Origin of the sequence: Chitinophaga pinensis, from assembly GCF_007896845.1 — a bacterium.
GTDB classification, from domain to species: Bacteria; Bacteroidota; Bacteroidia; order Chitinophagales; family Chitinophagaceae; genus Chitinophaga; species Chitinophaga pinensis_C.
Genome location: NZ_VOHS01000007.1, coordinates 144,091 through 161,545, shown reverse-complemented (window position 1 = coordinate 161,545; position 17,455 = coordinate 144,091). Strand labels below are relative to the sequence as shown.

16 protein-coding genes are annotated in these 17,455 nt (G+C 45.3%); 1 reads left to right on the top strand and 15 read right to left on the bottom strand.

Annotated features, from left to right (window positions below):
- Window positions 1-99: 99 nt before the first annotated feature.
- Window positions 100-1,587, bottom strand: a complete 1,488-nt coding sequence (locus tag FEF09_RS09700) for a S41 family peptidase (protein ID WP_146304923.1) — start codon at window positions 1,585-1,587, stop codon at window positions 100-102.
- Between the two features lie 345 nt (window positions 1,588-1,932).
- On the opposite strand from FEF09_RS09700, the gene FEF09_RS09695 reads away from it, so the two are divergent.
- A complete protein-coding gene (locus tag FEF09_RS09695) occupies window positions 1,933-2,937 on the top strand; it encodes a glutamine synthetase beta-grasp domain-containing protein (protein WP_146304922.1) in 1,005 nt (334 codons plus the stop codon).
- A gap of 103 nt (window positions 2,938-3,040) precedes the next feature.
- On the opposite strand, the gene FEF09_RS09690 is transcribed toward FEF09_RS09695, so the two are convergent.
- From FEF09_RS09690 to FEF09_RS09625, 14 genes are all read right to left on the bottom strand, one after another.
- A complete protein-coding gene (locus FEF09_RS09690) occupies window positions 3,041-3,799 on the bottom strand; it encodes a hypothetical protein (RefSeq protein ID WP_146304921.1) in 759 nt (252 codons plus the stop codon).
- Between the two features lie 118 nt (window positions 3,800-3,917).
- Window positions 3,918-4,880 carry a hypothetical protein gene (locus tag FEF09_RS09685; protein ID WP_146304920.1) on the bottom strand — a complete coding sequence of 321 codons (963 nt, stop codon included), beginning with the start codon at window positions 4,878-4,880 and terminating at the stop codon, window positions 3,918-3,920.
- A gap of 34 nt (window positions 4,881-4,914) precedes the next feature.
- Entirely contained in the window at window positions 4,915-5,634 is a 720-nt protein-coding gene (locus FEF09_RS09680; RefSeq protein WP_146304919.1) for a hypothetical protein, read from the bottom strand.
- Between the two features lie 22 nt (window positions 5,635-5,656).
- Window positions 5,657-6,445, bottom strand: coding sequence for an HmuY family protein (locus FEF09_RS09675; RefSeq protein ID WP_146304918.1), 789 nt, complete (start codon window positions 6,443-6,445; stop codon window positions 5,657-5,659).
- Between the two features lie 32 nt (window positions 6,446-6,477).
- On the bottom strand, window positions 6,478-7,173 hold the full coding sequence (locus FEF09_RS09670) for an HmuY family protein (protein ID WP_146304917.1): 696 nt from the start codon (window positions 7,171-7,173) through the stop codon (window positions 6,478-6,480).
- A gap of 8 nt (window positions 7,174-7,181) precedes the next feature.
- Window positions 7,182-7,934, bottom strand: a complete 753-nt coding sequence (locus FEF09_RS09665; RefSeq protein WP_146304916.1) for a TonB-dependent receptor domain-containing protein — start codon at window positions 7,932-7,934, stop codon at window positions 7,182-7,184.
- 26 nt (window positions 7,935-7,960) lie between these two features.
- Entirely contained in the window at window positions 7,961-9,259 is a 1,299-nt protein-coding gene (locus tag FEF09_RS09660; protein ID WP_186774262.1) for a TonB-dependent receptor plug domain-containing protein, read from the bottom strand.
- A 290-nt stretch (window positions 9,260-9,549) separates the two neighbouring features.
- Window positions 9,550-10,569 carry an HmuY family protein gene (locus tag FEF09_RS09655; protein ID WP_186774261.1) on the bottom strand — a complete coding sequence of 340 codons (1,020 nt, stop codon included), beginning with the start codon at window positions 10,567-10,569 and terminating at the stop codon, window positions 9,550-9,552.
- A 37-nt stretch (window positions 10,570-10,606) separates the two neighbouring features.
- On the bottom strand, window positions 10,607-12,688 hold the full coding sequence (locus FEF09_RS09650) for a TonB-dependent receptor plug domain-containing protein (protein ID WP_261387399.1): 2,082 nt from the start codon (window positions 12,686-12,688) through the stop codon (window positions 10,607-10,609).
- A gap of 260 nt (window positions 12,689-12,948) precedes the next feature.
- Entirely contained in the window at window positions 12,949-13,266 is a 318-nt protein-coding gene (locus tag FEF09_RS09645; RefSeq protein ID WP_012794783.1) for a DUF6686 family protein, read from the bottom strand.
- Between the two features lie 315 nt (window positions 13,267-13,581).
- Window positions 13,582-14,616 carry a hemin-degrading factor gene (locus FEF09_RS09640; RefSeq protein ID WP_146304912.1) on the bottom strand — a complete coding sequence of 345 codons (1,035 nt, stop codon included), beginning with the start codon at window positions 14,614-14,616 and terminating at the stop codon, window positions 13,582-13,584.
- A 4-nt stretch (window positions 14,617-14,620) separates the two neighbouring features.
- Window positions 14,621-15,469 carry a heme ABC transporter ATP-binding protein gene (locus FEF09_RS09635; protein ID WP_146304911.1) on the bottom strand — a complete coding sequence of 283 codons (849 nt, stop codon included), beginning with the start codon at window positions 15,467-15,469 and terminating at the stop codon, window positions 14,621-14,623.
- Window positions 15,466-16,521 carry a FecCD family ABC transporter permease gene (locus FEF09_RS09630; RefSeq protein ID WP_146304910.1) on the bottom strand — a complete coding sequence of 352 codons (1,056 nt, stop codon included), beginning with the start codon at window positions 16,519-16,521 and terminating at the stop codon, window positions 15,466-15,468. Before FEF09_RS09630 ends, FEF09_RS09635 begins: the two co-directional genes overlap by 4 nt.
- A gap of 5 nt (window positions 16,522-16,526) precedes the next feature.
- On the bottom strand, window positions 16,527-17,360 hold the full coding sequence (locus FEF09_RS09625; RefSeq protein WP_261387398.1) for a hemin ABC transporter substrate-binding protein: 834 nt from the start codon (window positions 17,358-17,360) through the stop codon (window positions 16,527-16,529).
- Window positions 17,361-17,455: the final 95 nt, after the last annotated feature.

Sequence of the window (17,455 nt, the reverse complement as noted above, 5' to 3'; positions counted from 1 at the left end):
ACAAACAGCACTTTTAATTAGGAAGCTGTTGCAAAGGTAGCCGCAGCAATTCTAATACGTTGATCAAATCGGGAAAAAACATTACGATATAAGGAAATATCAATGCAGCTTCAACCGTGTTTCGATCATGCCGTTGAAGGAAGCCGGCCCCATGTGTACGACCGGTTTAATAGCTCCTATACGGCCTGCAGGATGACCTTCTATGTAATTGAGTGCTGACATCAGACACATTTCATCAGGATCTCCGAAATCGTGCGTTACGTCATCGGAAGAGGGGATATCCACGTCCATTCCATGGAAGTAGTCACCGAATCCGTCTGCATTCTTCATAGAAAAATTAGATAAGTATACGGTGTATTTATCGATGCGCAGGCCAAAGAAACCAACAGGTTTTCCGTAAGTGGTCTGCCCCACCAGTTTCACCGGTAAATAAGGTTTCAGGCTGTTGATGACCAGTTCACTCGCCGAAGCAGTACTACCACTCACAATAAAAACGACCTGTTTTACGGAATTCAGTGCTCCGATATCTTCAAACTTGAAAGTATTACCTGTAACGGAGTAATCCAGATCGGCATAAGTGGCCAGATGACCATTCCACATCACCGTTTCTCCGGCAGCGTTACGATACAGCTGTTGTTTCAGAATAGGCGCCTGTCCGTTTTGCAGCAGGGTATTGAAGTATTCTGTATACATCACCTTTCCATTCAGGGAAGCTGGTGCAATATGATTGACCATATACTCGGCAGTCTGTGTGTACCCACCTCCGTTATAACGCAGGTCTACCACAAGTGCGGTAACACCGGCGCTGACGAACTGGCTGAATGCCTGATCCAGTGCTGCTTTTGTTACGTTATAATTTGAAAACCGGCTGTAAGCGATGTATCCCACCTTCTGCGCACCCGCATCCAGAATGGCTGTTTTTAATACTGCAGTAGTGGTGTAGTTTTTACGTGTGAGGTTTACTGTGCTGGTGGTACCATTTTCCCTTTGAATAGTGATGGACACTGTCGCCTGTGCCAGTGCGGATTCAATGAAAGAACCTGAATTCACAGTAACAGGTGTGCCATTAAGGGCGGTGACTTTCATACCGCGGGTCAGTCCGGCATCAGCTGCTGCAGAAGAAGGGTGTACGATACGGATACGTACGTCGGTATTCCCATTAGCGGAAAGACCTATGCCGAGATCATCTCCTTTATCATTCAGGTCAACTGTACCTTGTCTGCCTCCGTCGAGGCTTTCTTCAGTGATAAAAGAATATTTGGGATGACCGGGTGTTCCGGAATACTCAAAAGCCTCTCCCGTCGTAGCATTGATCTTTAACTGAGTAAGGGCATATAGCTCCCGCTGGTAGTTCTCCAGCAGATTACCGCCGGTTGCATATTGCCTGGGATTAAAAACATCGTATGCCGGCAGCGCATCGTACCACAGGTAGACCTGCTGGGCATAAAGATAAATGGAGTCCAGTGTCAGCTGCTCTCTTGAGCCTTCGGCAGGCGTAGGAGGCGGCTCAGATTGTTTGTCTTTTTTGCAGGCAAACAATAAACTGGATAAAAACAGTAGCTGGATCAGGGAGTTTCTCTTTTTCACCAAAGTGGTTTTAAGTTGACCTATAGAATAGTACAGTCCGATGAAATTACGAAAAAAATGCAGAGTCACAATAGCACAGCCCTAAAGACATTACAATAAAAACTATATGATATAATACTAACTACTATATCATTTTTTTAACCATTTTTGCAAAGAATTACCTGATTTCAAAGTAAGAGGAAGGTAAAAATCGGATTACCGGTTGACAAAAACAGCTTTAATAACTTTCTTTGCATAGCGAATCGACCAAACTGTACAAAAGGAAGTGTATAGGGGGAAAAGACACCACAATGCCAAAACGATCGCTTGCAGGAGTGCACAAATAATTAAATATCAATTAGTCCAATGGTAAAATTTGAGTACATCTGGCTGGATGGTTATCAACCAACCCAAAGCCTGAGAAGTAAAACCAAAATCGAAAAAGAATTCAGTGGTAAACTGGAAGATCTTCCAATGTGGAGCTTTGACGGTTCTTCTACTAAACAGGCGCCAGGTGGTTCTTCAGACTGTCTGCTGAAACCAGTTTTCTTTGTAAAAGATCCTCAGAGAAAGAATGCGTATCTGGTAATGTGCGAAGTGCTGGAAGCAAATGGTAAACCACACGCTACGAACGGTCGTGCTACTATTGAAGATGATGATAATGATTTCTGGTTTGGTTTCGAACAGGAATACTTCCTGTGGAACCCAAGTAACAATAAGCCTTTAGGTTTCCCTGATAATGGATATCCAAACCCACAGGGTCAGTACTACTGCTCTGTAGGTACTAATAACGCCTTCGGTCGTGATATCGTTGAAGAACATCTGGACGTTTGTATCGAAGCTGGTCTGAACGTTGAAGGTATCAACGCGGAAGTAGCTGCGGGTCAGTGGGAATTCCAGATCTTCGCAAAAGGTGCGAAAGAAGCTGGTGACCAGATCTGGATCGCCCGTTACTTACTGGAAAGAATCGGTGAGAAATACGGTGTTTCTATCAACTGGCATTGTAAACCATTAGGTACTCTGGACTGGAATGGTTCCGGTATGCACGCTAACTTCTCCAACACTCTGCTGAGAACTGCTGGTGACAAGGCTGTGTATGACAAAGTATGTGAAGCTTTCCGTCCTGTGGTAAGTGAGCACATCGATGTATACGGTGCTGACAACCACCTGCGTCTGACAGGTCTGCACGAAACTGCGTCTATCCACGATTTCAGCTACGGTGTATCTGACCGTGGTGCTTCCATCCGTATCCCTGTTGCCACTGTAGAAAGAGGCTGGAAAGGTTATCTGGAAGACAGACGTCCAAACTCCGCAGCAGATCCTTACAAAGTTGCAGCGAGAATCATCAAAACTGTAAAAACTGCATTATAAGCCTCGCTTAACTGCATGTAGATAATCAGAAAGGGCGCATCATGAGAATGATGCGCCCTTCTTTTTTGTCAGGGCGGCTGGCCTGATAAAAAGTAAAAAAAGATTAGTTAAGTCTCTTGTAACGGAATTTAAAGAACGGGAAGTTATTAGCCTGTACAGTCGCATTAGGCGTACCGTTTGAATACAGGTCCTGTAACTGTACTTTGTACTTTACATTTGTGCTGGTCGTTACGATCAGACTTACTTCCACACCCCATTCAGCGATAGGATATACAATGTGATTTACCACATCATAGTTATACCATCCCGGATGAGCTGTGTTCAGTGTGGTAGCACCTGTTGGCGGCGCCATCAGGATACGGTTGTAACCGAAAGTGCTCACGGAAGTACCTGTGGTAGAAGATGTGATGCTCGCAAAAGCAGTTGTGGTGTATTGTAAAGTATAACCTGCAGGAACGCTGATATCTGCATTGGCAGTACCACTGAAGATCAGGTCATAACCATCGCAACCACCATCATTGTCGGCAAGGCTGTAGTAGTAAATAGAATGTGCAATGTGCGGAGGATTACCGGTAGTACCCTGTATTCCCTGGAAAAAGTTTGCCACGTTATACACGCCGCTGGCATCCAGCGTTACGGTACCATAAGTGCTATCGCAGTTAAAAGATACTGTCTGACCAGTAGACGGATTAGTAGCCGCTGTGGTCACATCAGCACCAGACAATGCAGGAGCTGTCTGGTCACCCTCTTTCTGACAGGAAGAGAATATTGCCATAGCACCCAGCGCTACCGCGTAGAATGAGCGAGCAATATTTTTTGTAGTTTTGGCTGCTGATTTGGGGGCAGTGTCTAAGATTTTCATTTTTAGAGTTTTAAAATGTTAAGGATAAGATATTTGTTCTCCGGATCTTCGGGGAGCCGGGACAGTACCAGTGTCCGGCTCTCTTCTTTTCCGGTATGGCAGCCGCCATTGACAATGTTTATTCTGTAATGATCAGAACCGGATTAATTGTTCCTGCACGCATATATACCGTCACTCCCTGATAATTCCGGAAGGCCGCATGCAACAGGTTATAATTCCCCAATGGGAAATCGGCAGGTATACGATACGTCACACTTGTCAGGTCAAACTCCGCCAGCTCCAGATCGTAATAGGTCTGTCCGCCGGTCAGCCGGGCTCTTCCTGCCAGCATACCTCTCATATTAGTGCCGTTTAAAGTAAATGTGCCTCCTCTCTTAACTGTGATCGCCGTTGTCGGTGCGACTACAGATGGCAAAGGATAGATGACTTTTACAAAAGCCCTTTCGCTTGTTACTGTCTTAGTGGCACTCACCACTTTCAGTTTATAGCTACCTGTATCCACATCAGGTGTAGCCATTTCCAGTGCATAGTCATTAGCGCCCAGCTCTGTGAAACCATTGATCGTACATTTGGTTTCCACGCCTGTTGCTGATACCAGATAAGCACTTGATATATTCACATCTGGTATCAAATAGGTAATTCCCCCGATACTCATATTAGCCCCCAGCTGTCCGGCCATATCAATCCCATCATTGATCTGCAGGTCCGGCTGATTCACAATCACCCGTAGTTTATAAGAAGCAGTAGCACCCGTTTGTGCAGTCACCACATAAGATACACTGTCCTTTATGGCAATAGCTGTACCTGAAGCAGGTGACACAGTTGCCTTGTCAGACACTGATATCAACGGCGTGATGGTTGCCGGTACCGGTTCGTCAAATGGCCAGTATAGTATGATACTTCCATCTGCAACAGCAGCCTGAATGGTATCACCGGTAGTGGCAACGATTTTAAATGTCTTCAGTTCATGATAAGGATAAGGCGCTTCCACCTTCTCTTTGCTACAGGCGCCGGCTATCATCCAGTATACCAGCAATACGGTGGCTACTACCTGAGAATATGTTTTATTAAAAAATGTCATGGTCATTCAATTGATGTAGATGATTACAGAACGTTTAGAGCGTCTCAACTTTTACAGGATTCTTCATCGTTGCCGAACGTGTATAAGAAGTTACCCGGATACGGTATAAACCTGCAGGCAATTGTGCTGCAGATGGGACAGCCGTACCAATGCTGTTGGTAAAGTTGTCTCCGTTGACAGCAGTATATACCACCGTACCCTGTTCATTCAGGTAACTGATAGTGGAAAAGATCCCCAGTGATTCCTGTTGTGGTATGAAATTCTTTCCGGTGATGCTGAAGAAATTGAACTGAAAAGTAGACGGATCACTATGGTACAAGACCAGAGGATTCGCAGGATCCGGCGATAGCTCGTCCACCGCAATATCCGGTTGCTGGGTAGTCAGGACCAGGTTGTAGGTGGCCTTGCTGCCATCTTTACCTGTTACTACATATGCGACGCTTGTTCCTTCTGTCAGTTTTTTTGTAATATCATCGATCAGTATACCATTGCCGGGTGTTACTGTCGCCCCTTCAGAAACCTTGATTTCAGGCTGAATAGCCGTCAGAAAATAGTAGTATGGCAGTATCAGTGTAATTGTCCCTTTATCGTCGTCAATCGCCCCGTATACGGCCGCATCGGGTACGTTGGTCACCTTGTAGGAGAGTATCCTGTTATTCGCCTGAGCAGGCGGTTCAATTGTTTCCGTTTTCTTACAGGCAGTCGCCAGCAGCATGACTGACAATGCCGGCAGCAGCAGATTTTTGATCTTCATTGCAGGTATATATTGAGATTGATTATTTCAGGTCGAGATTTCTGGTGCCGTCTTTCTGGATAGCATATTTAAACGTCACAAATCCGGGTTTATAAGAACGGGTCGGCAATTCAGGTGCGCCTTTGTAAATACTATAGATCACCATTTTCACATAATGCCCTTTAGCGGTTTTGATAATCAATGCGCGTGGCATACTGTAGCATACGTGGGCTACACTATCAGCCGGTGATGAAGGAAACTGTAAACCGTAGAAATCATAGAATGCCCATCCGTCAGTACTCGGACCAAAATAGTCCAGTCCCACACCGTCATTCGTCAGCAACTGCTCATCATTGACCGGCATTGTTTTTATATGTGCAAAAGCACTATCAAATAACCTGCGCGCCGGGATTGTTTTCATCGCTTTCTGCGCACCGCCATAATATTCCGCATCAATAGCGGCATCTTTTACCAGATAGATCCCTCCTATACCCGGACCACCATATCCCGGAGAGAATTTCGCCTTACCATTGTTGATCAGGATCGTACTGTTGTATGTGCCACTGAAGGCGATATCCCAGTTAGATGTCTGCACCTGTGACGCAGGAATGGTACGCTGGGTTTCCAGACTATAATAGAACGTCTTTGCAGCAGCACCGGATGTGGCATTGGTATCCGCAGCCAGATTGACCAGCGTATATACACCTGTTTTCACATCGACAACCGTAGTGGTATCCTCCGGTGTTGGTACCTCCGGGGTATTTTTGTCGCCTTTTGAGCAGGCAATAATGAACATGGCAAGGGCCATGCATAAAAGAGTGATCTTTTGCATAAAATGAGTGTACTTAGTAAAGTAATTGCTTATCAGGGCGTTCTCAGGTTCCTGCTCCCGTCTTCCTGTACATAATAACGGAAGGTGAAATAAGGCGCAGGCCAGTAGAGGTCAGTTACCGCCGGTGGATTACCCTGATATACATTGATCAGTTCCAGCTTTGCATATTTACCTTCAGCTGTCATGAGGACAAACGTGCGATTCTTTATGGGAATAGCCAGATGGGTTGTTAATGAATAAAAGTACCAGCCCGTATTGTAAACCTGTGGGTATCCATCCCAACCGGCAAACTTCAGATTATTCTCTTTCATTGCTTCCGGAGAAGGCGCCGTTGTGACTTTTGCATAAGGAGAATCAATCGCCATGATCAGTCCTTTTCCCGGTCCGCCGTAACCCGGACCATTTGCATTGCTGCCATCATTCACATATACCAATGCATTATACACATCAGTAAAAGCCAGATCCCAGCTATTACTACGACGGTTCGCCGCTGTACTATCCCACGACTGCAGCTTTGTCTTTAATTTGAAATAGAAGCTTTTGAATGGTCTTCGTTCTTTTCCCTCTACACCATCAGCCACAGAAGCTTCCGTATCACCGGCCAGATCATAGATAACGGTGCTCACGCCATCTTCATAACTGGCTTTTGTATCCTTATTTTCATCCTTTTTACAGGAGGCTGCTAACAAGGTAGCGGCTAACATACAGATCAGGGTTGCGTATCGCATGGTTTCATTTATTTAAAAAAGCGCCATTTTAAACCGGCCATTAAGATGCGCCCGGGCTGACCGGGCATAAGCATGTCTGTATAATTGGTCAGATTATCCGCCGTTATCTGTACGGATAAATGGTTCTTACATAATTTCTTTTCGAGAGAAGCATACAACATCGCATAGCCTGCAATGAAGGTATCATACCTGTCCAGAAAACGGTTGTTATTAGCATCGTCATATCCGGCCTTACTCCTGTATGTTACACGACAGGTAGCACTGATGCCCCAGGGTGCATATTCATAGAATAACCGCAGATTAGCCATATGTCGGGACCTGTTTTCCAATCCGATATAATCACTCACTCTTGAGGTATTTGTTTCCCCCGTATTGCTGTTCCGCACTTTATTGTACGGATACTTACCATTACGGATAGAATCCATCACCCCTCTGTCTTTTGCGTATAGTAACTGGTATCCTGCGGAGATATCCAGTCCTTTCAGCGGACTTACCACTACGCCGGCTTCTGCACCGGCAGTATAGGAACGATCAAGATTGATGTAGGAATAAACAGGCTGATAATTTGTTCTGGTAGCGACCTGCACCGTGTTAATGAAATTGTGCAGACTATTATAGAATACATTTAAATCCAGTTTAACGGCAGTATGTGCCTGTATACTCACCCCCGCATTGTAAGACACAGAAGTTTCTGGTTTTAACGCGGCGCTGATGTTACGGGCAAGCGGTCTGATCTCACTGATCAATCCTGCCGCCTGCATCTCCGCCAGCGTTCCTGCTACTTCTTCTACCCCAGCACGGTATATCCTGCCTGCGGATTAGTAAACACCTGATAACGCTTCTTGAAATCGGGTGTCTTATAGCCAGTACCGACAGCAGCTCTCAGCAATACTTTTTCACTTACATTGTAACTGATGCCCGCAACCGGATTTAACCGGCCACCATAAAACCCATTGTGGTCATATCTGAGTCCTATACGCGCCATTAGTTTAGTCAGCACCTTCCAGTCACCCTGCGCATAAGCATAACCGCTCCACATATCATTGCCTCCATGAAACTCTGTATCATTCATTCTTTCCAGATTGACGCCTGCGCCACCGGTAAAGGATAGTTTGTCTGAAGGTGTATATAGAAACTGTTCTTCCAGCCGGTGAAAATATTGGGTAAAATCATTTGCTTTCAAGGCGACCTGCTTACCTGTGCTCACATCCTGACTGGAGCTATAGCGCGTCAGATAATACTGACTATTCAGGCGGAATCGTTTACTGACTGAAGACTGTATTACAGCAGAGGCATTTACATCACTTTCACTTAATACATCCTTTGTACTGTTTTCAGTCTGACCACTACTATATACAGATTCATTCTGTGAATTACGCAAGGCCCATCTACCTGAAAGCAATAACTGATGTACATTGCTTAAACGATAGCGTAAGCGGGACTGCAGACTATAACTATCATATGGCGGCGCTGTTGCTCCTCTGCTGAGATAACTGTTCACATTGTAGCCATCTGTATGGTAATAATTACCTGACAGCGACACCGAACCTTTTTCTTTTGCAAAAGGCATTTCTCCTTCCAGCGTTGCATCCTGTGTATTTTGTGAACCATACCGCAGGATTGCCTGTCCTTGTGTAGCGTTTACTTTCTGGCGGGTGATAATATTCACCACACCACCAAGTGCTTCACTACCAAACAGGCTGGATGATGCACCTTTCACTATTTCAATCCGCTCAATATCGGAAACGGTAATACGCGACAGATCAAAATTTCCTGCATTCCGGCCTATCATTGGCTGTCCGTCTATCAGTATCAGGATATAATCCGAACTAAAGCCCTGCATCTGCATACCGATTGCACGTGATCCGGCGGCTATATCATTCACGATGTTCACACCGGTCTGTTCACGCATCACCTCATCCAGTCTGCGGCTACCCATCATCTCCAGCGTTTTTCTGTTGATGATTGTTACCGGCATGGCGGATTTGCTGGTCAGCGTTTCCAGACGCACGGCTTTTACTTCCACTCCCTGCAGGTCCTTAGCCCTGGAAGTGTCAGTCTGGGCCATCGCCCACTGGTGTCCCACACACAGCAAGATGATTGAAGTGTAAAAATCCTTTCTGATATACATTGGTTAAGATGCCGGTACGAATATCCCTGTGCCTGTAGGGAACGGGTCGATAGTACGGGTTACGGAAATAATAAAATGATTGTCGGGCGGAGTAGTATTGTAAAATTAGTACGGACTACTGACAAGTTAATGACGAAACGGGAAAATGACTTACGCAATCGGGAAAACAATCCTCAAAAAGAAACGCCCTCACAATAGTGAAGGCGTTTTTGCTATTATACGCTATCTGGAAATCATTCACATGACTACTTTGCTGATTGTACCAGCTTGTATTCTATCACAGGATAACCTCTTACACCGCCGTCTGCAAGACCCATGCTTACAAACTTCAGTTTGTAGTAGTTGCCGTTGGCATCTTTCACCACATAGTAGAAGTTTTTATAGATGCCTGCGCCGGTAGTGGCTCTCCAGCTGCTACCAATTGCATCACGTTTGTCAGAGAATGTAAGGGTTGCGATATTAGATGCTGAGAAATTATTGTAGCTGATCACAGTGCTGTCTACTTTAGCTGCAGTTACGCCTGCATACTGGTTGGTCACCACGAAATCAGAGAAGAAATAAGGAATGGTTGCTGTATAGTAAGCAGCATAAGACCATGCAATATCCCAATCCGCTTTCTTAGGCTCTACATTTACAGTGTTACCATTTTCCAGAGAGAAGAAAGTAAAGTTGAAGCTATTATCTTTAGTGATCGTAGCTGTTTTGATAGTAGTTTCTTTCAGTTTTGCATACTGTAAAGTATAACCATTGCCACTTCTTGTAACGCGGATCTTGTACCAGGTAGCAGGATCAGTTGCGGAAGAAGTTTCTGGTTTTACGAGGTATACTTTATTGTTTGCTTCAGTAGCTGATACTTCAGCGATAGCAGTTTTGGTCAGATCGCCATATACGTCGTCGATCATTGCCAGTGTACCCTGTCCCTGTCCGATAGCGAGGCTGATACCTGCGGTATCTTCGATATTAACAGTATTGATATCTGTTTTATTTAAAGCTTTTGCGCTGATAGAAGTAAAGCCGTTAAGGATAACACGATATTCAGCGCCACTGTAGAAACCGAGTGACCAGCTGGTACGGCCTCTTGTTGCAGTTGAGTCAGAGCTGAAATCTACATATACAGTATTAGGGGAGCCTGTGCCTCCACCGCCATTCAGCGTAAGCTGAGAACCATCAGAAGGTGGTATTACAACGGTAGGATCCTCGTCTTTACTACATGCACTGAATACGGTTCCGACAGCAAGTACGAGGAGAAGTCTGCTTAATTTCATAGCCATTTTTGTTTGATTGTATTTATTTGATCAATAATTATTTGTTCCTGTTCCAGTTGAAGCTTAATCCCAGAAAATAAGACCGTCCATACCACATCGGCAATACGCCGCCTGCAGTATGAGCCTGTCCGCTGGTCAATGTTGAATTGTTGATATTGGTATTATTAAACAGGTTTCTGACACCTGCATTTACCGTTACGTATTGTGTAATAGTTTTCGTTGCGGTGAAGTCGGCCTGATGAAAAGACTGTGTCCTTATCTCGTGAATAAAAGAAGGAACTGCAGTTGTCACTTCTTCATAAGCAGGGCGCTCCCCATTGAATTTATATGAGAGGTTTAAGGCGCCCCCGATCTTTCTGAAATTGTAGGTGATATTCGCATTCACTTCCGGCGTCCATGTAAATTCCGGTGTAGGATAGTCTTTGTTGTAGGTTTCATTATCGGCAAACTGATTATACCGTGCGATATAAGAGAAGCCTGCATTCACCTGCAGATCTTTCCAGTTCAATACACCGCTTAAAGTACCACCTGTTGTTTTAAACTTACTGATGTTAACATATGTAGAGGTATCTGAACCATTGATGGTGGCAATATCTATTCTGTTATTGAAGTCATTGTAAAATCCGGTAGCAGTTACACCTACGCGTACTGGTCCTTTTTCAACCGCCTGCCAGCTGACAGAACCCGTAAAACTGTTGGAGTATTCAGCTTTCAGATCACTGTTACCTTTGATTGAGTGACTGGCATCGAAGAAATAGAAATACAGTTCCCGTAAGGCCGGTGCTCTGAAGCCACGTGCATAAGAGAGACGCAGATCAAGGTTATCCCGCAGGGCAAATTTTGTATTGACAGAAGGGATCACCGGTGGTGCATCGTATACAGAGTTTTCACTCAACCTTACACCCGGACGTATATTCAGCCAATGTACCGGTTTGATCTCTGCAGATAGAAATACGGAATAGTCATTGATATAAGGCGTGCCCAGTATACGCTGTCCGGAAGAACCATCACGACGGTATTCTATACCCGGCTGGAAAGACCATACCGGAGAAAATGTATACTGCGCTGTTCCTCTGAAGAAAATCGTATTAAACTCAGACACATCCTGTGCACCAGCATCAGTAGCCAGTGCCTCTGTATTATTAGTAAAGTCTCTTATTGTTGTACGCGTGATGCGCTTGTAATTCTGATAAGAAGCGGTTGCGTTAATACCAAGGTCCTTATTCACCTGCCATACGGCCTGCGCCTGATGTGTAAAGCGATCTGTCAGATAATGCTGATCAGTCGCCTTTCCGTTATCATAATTAATATCACCGCGGCTGATGATATCTTCATCGAGATAATCAAGGCGGTACCATACTTTGAGATTTTCATTGCTATAACCGAAGGAACCATTGGCAATGATCTGATCTTTGGGCTTCCACGCTTTCCGGCGACCGGTAAGTGAATCACTCCATCCACCAAAATCATTTCTGGTAAGACCTGCGCCGGCAAAGAAGCCTTTATGTCCCCATTGTACACCGATATTCTCATTATGTACGCCTTCTCCTTTGAAAGCAGCATACTCTTTACCAACGGTTTCTTCCTGTACACGGGCAGTTACAGACAACTGTTCTCTGCCATGATATTTTTTAGTGATGATATTGATGACACCTGCCAGTGCGTCTGTACCATAGACCACAGACATAGGGCCTTCAACAATCTCTATTCTTTCGATGGTATTGATATCTATCTGAGAAAGACTCTGACGCGTGCTACCTCTGTCTACCAATGGCACACCATCCAGTAAGATCTTTACATTCGTACCTGACATTCCCATGATTTCCACATCTGTTTCACCTAATGTGGCATCATTGGAAAAGCGTACACCTAACTGATTATCCAGTACACCGAGTACATTTGTAGCACCCCGCAGTTTAATATATTCACTGGAAATAGTTCTCACCTGATACACAGATTGCTTCAGGGATTGTGGGGTATACTGACCTGTTACCACTACATCACGTAAACGTACGGAATCAGTGATAACACTGTCAGGTGCTTTCTGTTTTGCAGACTGCGCCCATGCGCTATTGCATAAGGCAATAGACAGACATAACACAATAAATTGTGACCTCATAAAGTATAGTAGCATTGACCCCTTTAAAAAAATTGCATAAAAATCCCTTGTCGTTATATGTTATAAACAACACAACGACGCATACTGGTACTTACGGTTAAATGAATAATGCTTTTGTATTACACAAACTGCGGGCGGAGATTGCAGCCATAGTGTAATACCGGATATCTGGCGGAGTAAATAATGCATGCAAGATAAGCATGCGTTGAACGAACGCGTTTATCTATTCAGGAAAAAGATTTACGCAAAAAGGAAAAACACTAGCGGATCAGATCATATACCTGTTGCAGCAGAATTGCTTCACCCATTGCCTCTTTCATATCCAGCCATTCCTGCAATGTAAATGTAAAACTGATATCTCTGCACGGAGAATGTACAATGACTCTTTCTTCTCCATCCGGGAACATCATACTGCAATCGTAGAAGTCCTGATGTTCGAGTGTTTCATGAAACAATTGAAAATCTTTAGGAGTGAAATTCAGGATAAGGTTATTATGCCATATATATACGGTCTGGCAATTTGCACAATGGCTGATCTGCGCCTTATTCTTATTCCACAATGGTCTGATATCGCACATATATTTTTGTTTAAGGGTTTGTGTAGTCATCTGGATCGCCAGGCAGCGTGCACACTGCCGGCAATTGCAGATAAACTTCACTGATAAAGGGTTCCCGAGGATAGTATAGTTTCTTTTTGGAGCTGACAAACAATGGATGTTTGCAGCAATAAATCTTAATATCAATTACTCTTTCGCACAGATCAAAAGTACTACGTTGTGTGAAGGTTAGATGCTCGAATGAGGAAAACGATTTGTCTATTAGGGAAAAACAAAAGCGCCTCCATGTAAATGAAGGCGCTTCAACTATTGCAGGTTTATAGAAAACAACAGTTATTACAGACTTGCAGCCAATGCTCTCCATGGCTCCAGTTCCGGATTGCCCGGCTTACGTTTGCCAAAGAATTGTGCAATCATTTCACCGGCGGCATCAAACACTTCCAAAGAAGTGACGATACCATCTACGGATGGCTTTTCTACTACCCAGCATTGTGCGATGGTGTCTGTTTTCAGGTGAAGGTTGAAGTCTTCATCCATTACATTGATCCAGTTTGGAATCTCAAGGATCTTCTGTACCGGACCAGTATGAATTTCGATATTACCCGGGTTACCTACGAACACCATTATTTCCAGCCCACTTGCTGAGGCCTGATTAAGCAATGTTTTTACACACTCGCTGCTTACGCGACGGGAGAATTTACCTTCTGCCAGTTCAAGTGCACCTGTTCTGGATAATTTATGCTTCATCAGTAATGGGAAGAAATCATGCGTATCCTGCAGGTTCGCCCATCCTTCAAGGAAGGAAGCAGCATCTGCATTTGCATCATTATATACTGGTGCAGCAGGCGCTGGTGCGACAGTGATAGCAGCCACCTGATCAACAGCAGTGAAGTCAGCAACCACTTTATCCCACGCGCTGAGATCAGTCTGGTCTACTGCATATATTTTCATGATGGCACCACCCTGTGCATCAAAGATCTGAATAGATTTTTTGAAGCCGATACTTTCGTCGTTTTCTACGGCGAAACCATATTTCCAGCGGGAGAAGAACATACGCAGGTCGATATCTTTACCTAATACGGTACCGACATGCTTGTTTTCAGTATTTACTATTTCAAAAACGCCTTTACGTTCTATTACACAATTTTCATTGCGGGTCAGCACCATCACCTTACCCAGTGCCGGCATCGCCTGCATCAGGGCAGGGAATTCATTCTTCAGGTGCTTAACGGTTGATCCGGTGCATGCGGCAACGATTTCGCCTTCGCTCACCTGCAGCTGACTGGCAGCATCACGGATTCTTGTTTTCGGTTGTTGTTCACGGAAATTCAGCCATTGTTCTTTTAAGGAAGAAGTCGCAGTTGCATTCATTGGATTACAATACATTTATTGCCTTTTCGGCAGGTGATTTAAAAAGGCCGTCGGCAGCGGCGGTTACCACCAGCGGATAGTGACATTGAGGATGTTCCAGTACGGCTACTTCCACACCGAAACAGTTTTTAATATGTGCAGGTGTCAGGATCTCCTCCACAGTTCCCTGTGCATATACACCTCCGTCTTTCAGCAGCACCATTTTATGTGCATAAGCAGCGGCGAGTTGAAAGTCGTGCAGCACGGCTACAACCAGCACACCGCTTGCGGCGAGAGACGTAGCCATTTGCAGGGATAACTGCTGATGCAGGATATCCATACCTGTTACCGGCTCATCAAGCAGCAGCATCTTTTTACCGGTATAGTCCGTGGCCTGCAGATCGGGCGCCTCCAGTAGCTGCGCCAGTACCCGGGCCATCTGTACACGTTGTTTTTGCCCTCCTGATAAAGTCGGATATGTTCTTTCACGCAGATTATAAACCTGCATGGTCTTCAGTGCATAAGTTACGATCTCTTTGTCCAGTGCAGCAAGATGGGTATTATATACGTAACGGCCCATGTTCACTACTTCTGTAACAGAGAAGGGCTGATTCAGGGTGATCTGTTGTGACAGTACAGCTCTCATGCGGGCCTGTGCATCCACCGGCAATGATTTCAGCTCATTTCCGGCTATGGTCACACTACCCTGATATTGCATATACTCTCCTGCGATCACTTTCAGCAACGTTGATTTACCGGCACCATTCGCTCCCATGATCACACACAGTTGGCCGGCATTCGCTTCCATGCTTATGCCACGTAGTATCTGTGCTTTCCCCAGAGAGAGTGATATATCTTTTACACACAACATCATGCCAGTATGGTCCTTTTTTCTTTAATAATCAGCCATAGGAAGAAAGGCGCTCCTATAACCGCTGTAATAATACCTACGGGTAATTCAGCCGGGGCAACGATCGTACGGCACAGCAGATCGGCGACGGTCAGTAATACAGCGCCTGATAAAGCGGAGCCGGGTATCAGTATTCTGTAATCCGGACCGGTGAACTGCCGGACGATATGTGGTACGATCAGTCCGATAAACCCGATGATACCAGCAACCGCCACACCTGCGGCAACGGCCATTGTGGCCAATATTACCAATAATGCTTTCAGCTTCGGCACGCGTACACCGCTGTGCATAGCCTCTCTTTCTCCGAGTGCCAGCAGGTTCAGCGCCGGCGCCAGTCGTGGCAGCAGGATCAGCGGGATAATGATGAAGGGAGCTATACCGGCAACAGTTTTCCAGTTGGCACCACCCAGACTTCCCAATGACCAGAACGTAATACTACGCAGTTGTTCATTGTTGGCGAGGTAAGTCATCAGCCCCGTTACTGATTCACACAATGCCCTGACGGCAATACCCGCAAGCAGCAATGTTGAAATGACGGCCTGTCCGCCACTACGTGCAATGCGAAAGATGAATAATGTTGTGATGATTGCTCCGGCAAAGGCAGCCAGATTCAAGGCATAAAAATTCAGCGCAGGCGCACTTTGAAATATGGGCAATGCATTTTGTACGATGATCATCACCACGGCGCCCATAGACGCACCTGAACTTATGCCTATCAATCCCGGATCTGCCAGCGGATTGCGCAACAAACCCTGTAAAGAAGCCCCTGCCAGTCCTAATCCGGCTCCGATCAGTACACTCAGTACCACTCTCGGCAGACGGATCATCCAAAGCACACCCGGCATATTCTCTTCGTATGCAACAGGAAGGTGTATGCCTGTTTTCTCCAACAGCATGGCAAGCACCTGCATAGGAGACATGTGCATCGCACCTGTACCTGTCGCCAGCAGTATCACTGCGATCAGTAACACACTTAAAATAGTGATACTGCTGACGCTTTTTATGTTAATACTCATCTTTATTAGTTCAGCTTCGAAGAAAGCTCCTGTACGGCCTGAATCACACGTGGTCCGAATCCTGTCAGCAGCTGGCCATCCATGGTAATTACTTTCTTTTGTTTGCCTGCATTGGTCTGGGCAACACCCTGTACTTTCAACAGACCATCTACGCCACCCATGCTCTTTAATCCATCGTCAAACATCAGGATCACATCCGGATTAGCAGTTACAAGTGCTTCCGGTGTAAGTGGTTTGAAATCATTGAATCCGTTGGCCGCATTCTGTGCACCAGCCAGAGCGATGATCTTATCCAACGGTGTTTCTTTGCCCGCTACCATCATGGTACCGGCGCCACGCGCATAAATGAACAACACTTTCTTTTGGTGTGCCTGTACGTGTAAAGTCTTTTGTTCTTTATCCAGTTGTTTGATCAGCGCAGCGCCTTTTTCAGGTACACTCAATGCAGCAGCCACGTCTGTAATCAGCTTTTTAGTGCCGGATACAGAAAATTCCTGCTTCATCTGTACGGTTTTTACGCCTACACTTTTGAACTGGTCAATCACAGCAGGCTGGATAAAATTATCGGTAGCAAGAATCAGGTCCGGCTGTAAAGCCAGCACCGGCTCAGCGGAAATATTACGGTTATGGCCTACTTTGGTAACCTCCTTCATACTGGCAGGATAGGTACTGGTGACATCCACCCCTACCAGTGATTTTTCAAATCCCAGTGCACACACGATCTCGGTAACCGCACCGTTCAGTGATACAATACGTTTCTGCGCATTCACATTCATCGTCGCCAACAGGCATACAGCAAAGGATACGATCATTGCACGTACCCGCATATGATTCATCATAAGTTTGAATAAATAAGATTGATTAATACGCTGGAAAGAAAAATTAATGGTTGACCCTACCCGGGGTTTGGGCCAACCATCGCTTACCGTAAGCA

Excerpts from the sequence above, each read along its gene's own strand:
- FEF09_RS09690 (WP_146304921.1), bottom strand. The coding sequence starts at position 3,799 with ATGAAAATCTTAGACACTGCCCCCAAATCAGCAGCCAAAACTACAAAA.
- FEF09_RS09630 (WP_146304910.1), bottom strand. The coding sequence starts at position 16,521 with ATGAGTATTAACATAAAAAGCGTCAGCAGTATCACTATTTTAAGTGTG.
- FEF09_RS09655 (WP_186774261.1), bottom strand. The coding sequence starts at position 10,569 with ATGAAATTAAGCAGACTTCTCCTCGTACTTGCTGTCGGAACCGTATTC.
- FEF09_RS09695 (WP_146304922.1), top strand. The coding sequence starts at position 1,933 with ATGGTAAAATTTGAGTACATCTGGCTGGATGGTTATCAACCAACCCAA.
- FEF09_RS09650 (WP_261387399.1), bottom strand. The coding sequence starts at position 12,688 with ATGAGGTCACAATTTATTGTGTTATGTCTGTCTATTGCCTTATGCAAT.
- FEF09_RS09685 (WP_146304920.1), bottom strand. The coding sequence starts at position 4,880 with ATGACATTTTTTAATAAAACATATTCTCAGGTAGTAGCCACCGTATTG.
- FEF09_RS09645 (WP_012794783.1), bottom strand. The coding sequence starts at position 13,266 with ATGTGCGATATCAGACCATTGTGGAATAAGAATAAGGCGCAGATCAGC.
- FEF09_RS09635 (WP_146304911.1), bottom strand. The coding sequence starts at position 15,469 with ATGATGTTGTGTGTAAAAGATATATCACTCTCTCTGGGGAAAGCACAG.
- FEF09_RS09675 (WP_146304918.1), bottom strand. The coding sequence starts at position 6,445 with ATGCAAAAGATCACTCTTTTATGCATGGCCCTTGCCATGTTCATTATT.
- FEF09_RS09670 (WP_146304917.1), bottom strand. The coding sequence starts at position 7,173 with ATGCGATACGCAACCCTGATCTGTATGTTAGCCGCTACCTTGTTAGCA.
- FEF09_RS09680 (WP_146304919.1), bottom strand. The coding sequence starts at position 5,634 with ATGAAGATCAAAAATCTGCTGCTGCCGGCATTGTCAGTCATGCTGCTG.
- FEF09_RS09665 (WP_146304916.1), bottom strand. The coding sequence starts at position 7,934 with ATGCAGGCGGCAGGATTGATCAGTGAGATCAGACCGCTTGCCCGTAAC.
- FEF09_RS09640 (WP_146304912.1), bottom strand. The coding sequence starts at position 14,616 with ATGAATGCAACTGCGACTTCTTCCTTAAAAGAACAATGGCTGAATTTC.
- FEF09_RS09625 (WP_261387398.1), bottom strand. The coding sequence starts at position 17,360 with ATGATGAATCATATGCGGGTACGTGCAATGATCGTATCCTTTGCTGTA.